The organism is Streptomyces sp. DvalAA-43, from assembly GCF_900091725.1.
Lineage (GTDB): Bacteria > Actinomycetota > Actinomycetes > Streptomycetales > Streptomycetaceae > Streptomyces > Streptomyces pulveraceus.
The window spans coordinates 83,707-91,710 of the sequence record NZ_FMBW01000060.1; the positions used below are offsets into that span (position 1 = coordinate 83,707).

The window sequence follows — 8,004 nt, forward strand, 5'->3', positions numbered from 1 at the left end:
CTGCTCCCTCGTCGCACGGCACCAGAGAGACATCGGGCACCGTCATCAGATACGAGTCGGTTGACTCGCCTTTCCATTGCAGCGTAGGCACGCCAAAAGAGGCGAGTCAAGTGACTCGCCTCGGATCTGGGGCATACTGCACGCATGGCAGCAGAGCTCTCCGCACACCACCGCCGTCTCGCCCAGCAGAAGCGTGAGGCGATCATCTCCGCAGCCACGGACCTCTTCCTGGACCGCGGCTACGACGGAACCTCCCTCGCCCGCATCGCCGAAGGGGCGGCCGTCTCGAAGTCCACCCTGTTCAAGCAGTTCCCCACCAAGGCAGCCCTCTTCGAGGCCATCGTCACCGAGTCCTGGCAGCGTGACACCGCGGACACTGTCGCGCGGCCTCAGGCCGGAGACCTGCGTTGCGGCCTGACCTCCATCGGCCACCGCTACGCCGACCTGATCGGCCGGCCCGGTATGACGGCCCTGTTCCGCATCGTCATTGCCGAGCTGCCCCGCTTCCCCGAACTGGGGCAGATGCAGTTCCAGCTCGGCAAGCTGCCCTACTTCACCTCGGTCCAGCACTACCTGGAGTCGGAGCACGAGGCCGGCAACGCCGACGTCCCGGACGCCGAGAGCGCCGCCAACCAGTTCCTCGGGATGATCGCCAACTACGTCCTGTGGCCCCGCATGCTGCTGACCGACTGGGACCCCTCAGCCTCTGACATCCGCTACGCCGTCGAGCAGGCGGTGGAGACCACGCTCGCCCGATACGCTTCCGATCGACCAGCCTGATCCAAGGGCTGGAATTCGTACGCCGCCGCCCAGCACTGCAGGGGGTTCGCGGAGCCCGGCAGGACCTCGTCCTGGAGGAGGCCGGGATCGAGGACCCGGTCGTCTTTGAGGAGGACCCGGGCACCTCCAGCCGCCTCCACCCGCTCCAGCGCCCGAAGTTCGGCGAGCTGCTGACGTACGGGCGGCCGGGCGAGACCGTGCACATCTCCGAGATGTTCCGCCTCGTGCGCGGCAACCAGCACATCCTCGACGTGCTCGACGTCCTGCACCGCGACCGCCTCGCCCTGCGCATCCACGACGGGGCGTTCTCCGCGATGGACCTCACCGCCCGCCACCCGCGCACCGGCAGGCGCTGTCCACCGTGAAGTTCATGGTGCAGACCCTGGCCGCCGCCGGCGAACTCCAGCGCGACCTCCAGCGCGAGCTGACCTACGACGGGCTGCGCGCCGCCGAGGCCAAGGGCGCGAAGGGCGGGCGCCGCCCCGCCGTGGCGGCCGCCCGGACCGCCGACGTACGCACCGCGTACCTGAGAGGCCGCTCCATCGCCGCCCTCGCCCGCGACCACCGGGTCAGCCGCGGCGCGATCCGTACCGCCGTCGCCGTCCTCCTGCCCGACCACACCGCCAGCGAGGAGGACGCCCCCACCCCGGAGCTACCGATCACCCTCGACATGCCGGGCACTCGCGGACTACCTCCGCACCACCGAACTGGAGCCCGCCGAGCGCGCCGCGCTCGACCAGGGGACGACAGCACCACGACGGGCTCCGAGTTGCTCGGTTCGCCTCGAAGGCTGATCGTTCCGGAAGACCAGCTCTCGGCGTGGTCCGCAAAGGCAGCCTCGCACGTCTGCACCTGCCAGCCTGCGGAGATGCCGATCAAGTTCGAGCCCCGTTCGACGCCGGACCATAAACGACAAGGCCAGGACCGAGGCACCACGGACACGAGAAGGTGGCAGCAGCGCCACGGAACTCAGCCGAAGGTCAGGCCGGCCTGACCGTGCGGCTACGCGGCCGGACCCGCGCGCAAGTGGTCCCCACTGGGCGGCGGGTCGGTGTGCGAGTGAGCGATCCAGCGCGATGCCGAGCGCCGTCGTCGCCGCCCACCGCCGCCACGGCCCGTCCCGGATTGCCCATGATGTCTCCCGCTCGCGAGCTGTTACGCAGGAGACGCTACGTGCGGGGGACGGACCGCGGCGGTCGTGCCAGAGGGACAACCAGCCCCTGAATACCCGGGTATGACACCCCTACGGGCTACCGCCAGCCTCTTTGGGCGGTGGGCCTCCAGCCCCGTGCCCGAGTTCAGTTGTTGTTATTGACCTTGGTGTAGGCGGCGCTGTAGCCGGTGGGGCAGTAGAGGGTGTCGGAGCCGTCGCCCGTGTGCCAGCGGCCGTCTGCCCCGCCAGCGAGTGGCTGGGCAGGGTCGGCCTGAAGCCTCCAGGCCTGGCCATCCGGCTCTCCCTGCTCCCGGACGACGGCGTCAACTTCCTCGGTCGCCGCTCTGCCTGCGGCGCCGGACCCAAGATCAGTCTTATAGACGTCGTTTCGCTTGGTGAGTCGGCGGCCGTTGATATGGCTGGTAGCGATAGCCGTGAACCGCTCTGTGTCAGCCGGGGCGCGTGGGTATCGGCTCGGCCCTCTGCCCGGTCGTGTTCGTGTGGCCACGGAGCAACCGCGTCACGGCGCCGGGTCTGGGCGTCGAAGGCCAGGGGAGGCGGCGGGGGTTGCCCAGCCGCGCAGTACGGCATCAATCGTTGACCAGAACGCGGTCTCGGCTGCGGTGCCGTCGAGGCCGCCGGCCAGTTCAAGGGTCACGAGCCCGTGCAGGGCGACCCACAGCGAGACGGCGATCAGTGTGGTGTCGCCCGCGAGGATCCGGTCCGCCACGGCACGGTCGATCGCCGTGACAAGCGGTCGCACCGGGTCTCGGTCGCCGACCCAGGTCGACGGTACGAAGGACTGAACGCCGCCGAACAACACCGCGTACAGGTGGCGGTGTTCGCGTCCCCAATGGCGATACGCCACGGCCAACGCGTACAGATCCTCCAGGGCGGCCTCCGAGCCGGGAACGGCCGTCAGGTCCTGGAACAGGCCAGCGACCGCCTGGTTGCGCACCTCGCGGATCAGTCCGTCCTTGCCCTGGAACAGGGTGTACACCGCAGCCGTCGACGTTCCGGCGGCAGTGGCCAGCGCGCGGACTGTGACCGACTCCTGGGGATGGGTGGCGAACATCTCGGTCGCGCATGCCACAAGCCGTTCTCTGACGGCGGCGTCGTTCGTTCTCGGCCTTCCCATGGGAAGCAGTTTACCCATGCTGATAACATCGTTTCAAAACGGCGTTCCAAAACTCTGGGGAGCTCAACATGCCACCGTCCGCCATACGACCTCTGCGCCTTGTCGGCCGCCTGCTGGCGGCCACCACCGCGGTGGTGGGGCTCGTCGCCTTCTTCCTGGCGCTGATCGTCGCCACCGACGGCGCGGGCTCGGGATTCGTCGCATGGTCCGCGACTGTCGGCATCGCGGTTTCCGCAGCGCTGTGGTGGGGTCGCCGCCGCTCTTGGCGGGGACGGCTGGTGCCATTCCTGCCGGTGCTCGTCGCAGTGGCCCTGACACTGTCGGTGTGCGTCCCCACCGTCCCCACGACGCGCCACTACCCGCCCGCCCTGCCGTTCGTGACCGCCGAGCACTGGCGCCTGTCCACCGGCAGCCGGGTCGCGGTCTACCACTACCCGCCCACCGGCAACAACCCCCGGCAGCGTGTCCCGCTCGTCTACCTCAACGGCGGCCCGGTGCGCGGCATCTCGGTGCTCGACCACCGCTTCCTGCAACGGCTCGCGGGACAGGGCTACGACGTGTACGCCTACGAACAGGCCGGTGGTGGACGCAGCAACCTGCTGCCCATGGGCCAGTACTCGATCACCCGGTCCGTCCATGACCTCGGTGCCTTCGTCAGCAAACTCGGCAAGGGCCGCGCCGACGTACTGGGATTCTCCTCAGGCGCGGTCGTGCTCACCCGCGCGATGGCCGACCCGGCCATCGCCGGCCACCTGCGCCGGGCGGTCATCGCCGAGCCGGGCCCGATGGACGGCCCCACCGCCCGGATGGCCGAGCAGAAGGGTCGGCCGTCGGCCCGCGACCTCGCGCCGGCCATGACCGGGCCGCGCTCCACACATGTCCCGCGGTACGCGGTCGCGTTCGGCCTCATGCGGCTCGGACTGCTCAGCCCGGACAACGGGCTGGTAGGGCAGGCGGAGGGCGACAATGCCTTCACCGCTGCCGATCTCGGCAGCGACACCGCGTCCGCCTACTGCGCGCGGGACGCGCACCGCATCCCGGTCGAGGACACTGCGGAGAACTTCTCCTTCAGTGCCGCCGCCAGCCTCCGCATCCAGCAAACGATCAAAGACTCCCCCTCCATCGCCCCGCAGCTCAGGCGCTCCCGGACACCCGCGATGCTGATGATCGCCGAGTGCTCCTCCCAGGTCCGGCAGTGGCAAACAACCATCCTCGCGGACAACCCCGCGATCCAGCGCACCCAGTACATGCCCGGAGTCGGTCACCACATGTGGAACGGCCTGGATGACAACGACCAACGAGCAGCCGCCGCCATCACCGCGTTCCTCCAAGACAAGCCCGCACCGCTGCCCGACTACCCGACCCGAGCCGATATCCCGGCTTTCCTCCGGGGTCACAAGTAAGCGAGCAGACCCACGGCATCGCATCCAAGGTGCGTGGAGGAGTTGGCGGGTTCCGCAGCGACGCTACGCGTCTCTCACAAACGACCATTTGTGAGGGCGCTGTCACGTTGTTGGGTGTGTGGGTGTCTGATGGTGTGTCGGGGCATGGTGGGGCCTGGTTCGGGGCCTGTGCTCAGGCCGCGGTGGACAGACCGGCGGTGCCGGTGGCCTGCTCCCAGGTGGTGAAGCGGTGCTGCACCTCGGTGCGGTGGTCGGGGGCGGTCATCAGATGGCGGCGGGGCCGGAAGTGCGGTGTGATACCGCTGAACGCGGACAGGAACCGCTGCGCCCCGCCGGCGGAGCGGAAGCCTTTCATCGCGCGTTCACGCTGCCGGGTGGGCTGGTGGCTGCTCTCCGCCCGGTTGTTCAGCCCCTTGTGAGAGCGGTGCTCGACCGAGGGCATGACCTCGCGGTGAGCGGCGCCGTAGGAGCGGAGCTCGTCCGTGACGACCACCTGCGGCACCGTACGGGTCGTCTTCACCAGACGACGGAAGAATCGCCTGGCCGTGGTCTTGTCCCGCCGGTTCTGTACGAGGATGTCCAGCACCATGCCGTCCTGGTCGACAGCCCGCCAGAGGTACTTCTACTCGCCCTTGATCTTGACTGAGGTTTCCCCGAGATGCGGAGTGTGGTGACAGAGGGTCAGATGGTTTTCATGAGAGGAACATCGACCATGGCTGCCCCCAGGAAATACTCGCTCGAGTTGCGTGAGCGTGCGGTACGGATGTACCGCACCGCCGATCCGAAGCCGCAGATCAAGAAACCGGCCGTCGATCTCGGCGTGCATCCGGAGGCCCTGCGCGGTTGGATCCGGCAGGCCGAGGCCGACGCCGGCGAGCGCGATGACCGGCTGACCACCGACGAACACGCCGAGCTCACCGCGCTGCGCAAGGAGAACGCCCAGCTCAAGCGGGCGAACGAGGTCCTGCGGACGGCCTCGGCTTTTTTCGTGGCCCAGCTCGACCCGACCCGGCCCAGGTGACGGCGCTCCTCGACGAGCACCCGCACCTGGGGGTCGAGCCCGTACTCCGGGAACTGTCCATCCCTTCCTCCACCTACTACCGCTGGCGCCGTGCCGAGCGCGAGCCGTGCGAACGCGTGCGCCGGGACGCGGAACTCACCGAGCAGATCAAGGAGATCCACGCCGGCTCGGGCGGGATCTACGGCTCGCCGCGCGTGCGTGCCGTGCTCAAGCGTGAGGGCGTCCACGTGGGCCGCAAGCGGGTCGAGCGCCTGATGCGCGAGGCCGACCTCGCTGGGATCAGCCCGCGTCGCAAGGGTTTCACGCGCCGGGACCCCAAGGCCACCCTGGCCCCGGACCTGGTCCAGCGCGACTTCACCGCGAGTGCACCGAACCGGCCGTGGGTCACCGACCTGACGATGATCGCGACCGGCGAGGGCCCGTTGTGGCTGTCCGCGATCCGGGACGCGTTCTCCCGCCGGGTGGTGGCCTGGGAGACCTCCGCCCGTGCGGACGCCGACCTGGTGCCGTCCACGCTCGAGTACGCCCTCGCTTCCCGCGAGGTCGAGCCCGGCCAGCTCATTCATCACGCGGATCACGGCTGTCAATATACGTCGATCAGGCTAACAACTCGCATGCTGCGATCGGGAGTTCAGGAGTCCATGGGCTCGGTCGGAGACTCGTACGACAACGCCCTCGCGGAGAACCTGTGGATGATCACCAGGACGGAGTGCATCCGCGGCCGCGTCTTCGTCACCCGGGCCGAGACGAACCTGGCGCTGTTCGAGTACATCGATGGGTTCTATAACTCCCGGCGCATCCAGAAACGGCTCGGCCACCTCAGTCCGATCGAGTCCGAGGAGAAGCACTACGCCGACCAGGCAACGGCCGAACGAACGAACCTGAAACCCCGTCAACCCGCCCTGACCAGCTGATCAGCACCTCCCGCACGCCGGGGGAACCTCACTGACGCCACCGCACCATTCGTGGTGACATTCCAAGTACCCGACCCCGCAGCATTTGCCCGCACCGTACTCATCGAGGCTCTTGAGCGGAATAGTGTCACCGTCAGCGCCCCGACGCTCGGATTCAACCCCGGCTCCGACCTTCCGTCATCGGAGGAGGTGAAGGCCTTGCCTGTCTCGGCGACGTACACGTCACCGCCCTTCAGGGGATACGCCAAGTTGATCAATAAGGTCAGCCACAATCTCGGCGCCAACCTCTTGCCGCCACTGATGGCAGTGCATCACGGCAATCACACCTATGCCGACGGAATGCAGATCGAGCGGAACTTTCTCGCCGAAGCAGGTATTGACCCGAATTCGTTCACTCTCGTCGATGCCCAAGGCTTGACCGGGGACAAGGCCACACCAGCCGCACAGACGGAGTTGCTGCGACATCTTTCCCGCAGTCGCGACTTCAGCACCTTCTACGACTCTATGCCGAGCCTGGGCGTCGATGGATCACTCGCGGATGTCATCGCGCACACCGACCCTGCCGCAGGACACATTCGCGCGAAGACCGGCACCCTGGTCGGCGCTTTCAAGGGCAAGCTGGCTCTCACCACCAAGGCGCTTGCAGGATACGTTGACACGAAGAATGGTCACCGTCTCGTCTTCGCGATCTACGTGAACAACGTCCCGGTCCCCAGCAACAGCGTCAGCGACGCGATCGACCTGGCGCTAAAGGCCAACAAGCAATTGGGATCAATGGCCGCCAGCATCTACCAGAACCCCGAAGGGAGCAACTAGATGACGACCACGGCATGCGAGACCTCGAACGCACGAACGGCGTCCGGCCGATGGCGCAGCAGATCCAGATGCCGCCGGTGCGCCCCGACCACCTCCACCAGCCCCGCCAGATCCACCTGCTCGGTGTCGGCCGGTGCGCCGTCGATCCAGTGGGTGCCGAGCATCCAGCGCCGGTGGCGCGGACAGATGCGGGTGTGCGGCTGCAGGTACACCCGGGCAGGCCTGGCCCGTCCGGTGCGTGCGGCCGTGCACAGCCGGCAGCCTTCTCCCGCGGCCGGCACCACGGCCCCGAAGCGGAACCGCCCGGCTGCACCCGACCCGTCCGGCGAGATGGGTTCTTGGGCGGTCCAGGCGGGCAGGGCCCGCTGAAGGATCTCCTCGGGTACGCGGCTGAACGCGGAGACGCGGGCGCGGGCTTCGGTGTTGAGGTAGATCTCGCCGTCCGTGCGGTAGCCCTTGAACAGACCTCCGCCGACCTGCAGGAGTGCCGGGATGAGGTCTCGGACGCCGAGCCGGTGGCGGTCGGCCAGCCTGTCCAGGTACGACAGGTTCGTCTCGCCTTGCAGTGGTGCGAGCCGTACCGGCCCCGGACGTGTCGCAGCCGTACGCGGCGGCTGCGGCTGTCGTGGAGGAAAATCGTGCATCAGAGGAGTAGAGGTCGTTCCTGGCGGGCTCGGATGTACCAGCATCCGAGCAGTGGCCAAACGGGGGATCGGGACGGACGTTGAGGCGGACGACGCCGGTCAGGGCTGGTGTTGCGACGACCGCTTGAGTCCAAG

The 8,004-nt window shown here is 68.1% G+C and carries 8 protein-coding genes and 2 pseudogenes; 7 read left to right on the plus strand and 3 right to left on the minus strand.

All coding sequences use genetic code 11. The features are described 5' to 3' along the window. Window positions 1-144: 144 nt before the first annotated feature. The 3 genes from GA0115234_RS24730 (at window position 145) to GA0115234_RS43715 (ending at window position 1,774) form a co-directional block, all read left to right on the plus strand. Window positions 145-780, plus strand: coding sequence for a TetR/AcrR family transcriptional regulator (locus GA0115234_RS24730; RefSeq protein WP_093545575.1), 636 nt, complete (start codon window positions 145-147; stop codon window positions 778-780). Between the two features lie 86 nt (window positions 781-866). Beyond that, window positions 867-1,145, plus strand: coding sequence for a recombinase family protein (locus tag GA0115234_RS43710; protein ID WP_256088803.1), 279 nt, complete (start codon window positions 867-869; stop codon window positions 1,143-1,145). Window positions 1,146-1,150: 5 nt separating this feature from the next. Then, the gene (locus GA0115234_RS43715) at window positions 1,151-1,774 is read left to right on the plus strand and encodes a hypothetical protein (RefSeq protein WP_237541685.1); all 624 of its coding nucleotides are present in this window, start codon (window positions 1,151-1,153) and stop codon (window positions 1,772-1,774) included. A 679-nt stretch (window positions 1,775-2,453) separates the two neighbouring features. Here the strand turns inward: GA0115234_RS43715 and GA0115234_RS24740 are convergent. Beyond that, window positions 2,454-3,071, minus strand: coding sequence for a TetR/AcrR family transcriptional regulator (locus GA0115234_RS24740; RefSeq protein WP_093545578.1), 618 nt, complete (start codon window positions 3,069-3,071; stop codon window positions 2,454-2,456). A gap of 68 nt (window positions 3,072-3,139) precedes the next feature. Here GA0115234_RS24740 and GA0115234_RS24745 point away from each other — a divergent pair, with 68 nt between their 5' ends. Continuing rightward, window positions 3,140-4,474, plus strand: a complete 1,335-nt coding sequence (locus GA0115234_RS24745) for an alpha/beta fold hydrolase (protein ID WP_093545581.1) — start codon at window positions 3,140-3,142, stop codon at window positions 4,472-4,474. A gap of 172 nt (window positions 4,475-4,646) precedes the next feature. Here GA0115234_RS24745 and GA0115234_RS24750 read toward each other — a convergent pair. Further along, window positions 4,647-5,135: pseudogene (locus GA0115234_RS24750) on the minus strand (IS6 family transposase); the annotation flags it as partial. 51 nt (window positions 5,136-5,186) lie between these two features. On the opposite strand from GA0115234_RS24750, the gene GA0115234_RS24755 reads away from it, so the two are divergent. The 3 genes and pseudogenes from GA0115234_RS24755 to GA0115234_RS24765 form a co-directional block, all read left to right on the plus strand. After that, entirely contained in the window at window positions 5,187-5,495 is a 309-nt protein-coding gene (locus GA0115234_RS24755; RefSeq protein ID WP_237541686.1) for a transposase, read from the plus strand. After that, complete coding sequence (locus tag GA0115234_RS24760) at window positions 5,492-6,409, plus strand: IS3 family transposase (RefSeq protein ID WP_093545584.1); 918 nt, start codon at window positions 5,492-5,494, stop codon at window positions 6,407-6,409. Before GA0115234_RS24755 ends, GA0115234_RS24760 begins: the two co-directional genes overlap by 4 nt. 30 nt (window positions 6,410-6,439) lie before the next feature. Beyond that, window positions 6,440-7,225 (plus strand): annotated as a pseudogene (locus GA0115234_RS24765) (D-alanyl-D-alanine carboxypeptidase); the annotation flags it as partial. Here the strand turns inward: GA0115234_RS24765 and GA0115234_RS24770 are convergent. After that, a complete protein-coding gene (locus tag GA0115234_RS24770; protein ID WP_237541687.1) occupies window positions 7,222-7,869 on the minus strand; it encodes a TniQ family protein in 648 nt (215 codons plus the stop codon). The pseudogene GA0115234_RS24765 and the gene GA0115234_RS24770 overlap by 4 nt on opposite strands. Between the last annotated feature and the right edge of the window lie 135 nt (window positions 7,870-8,004).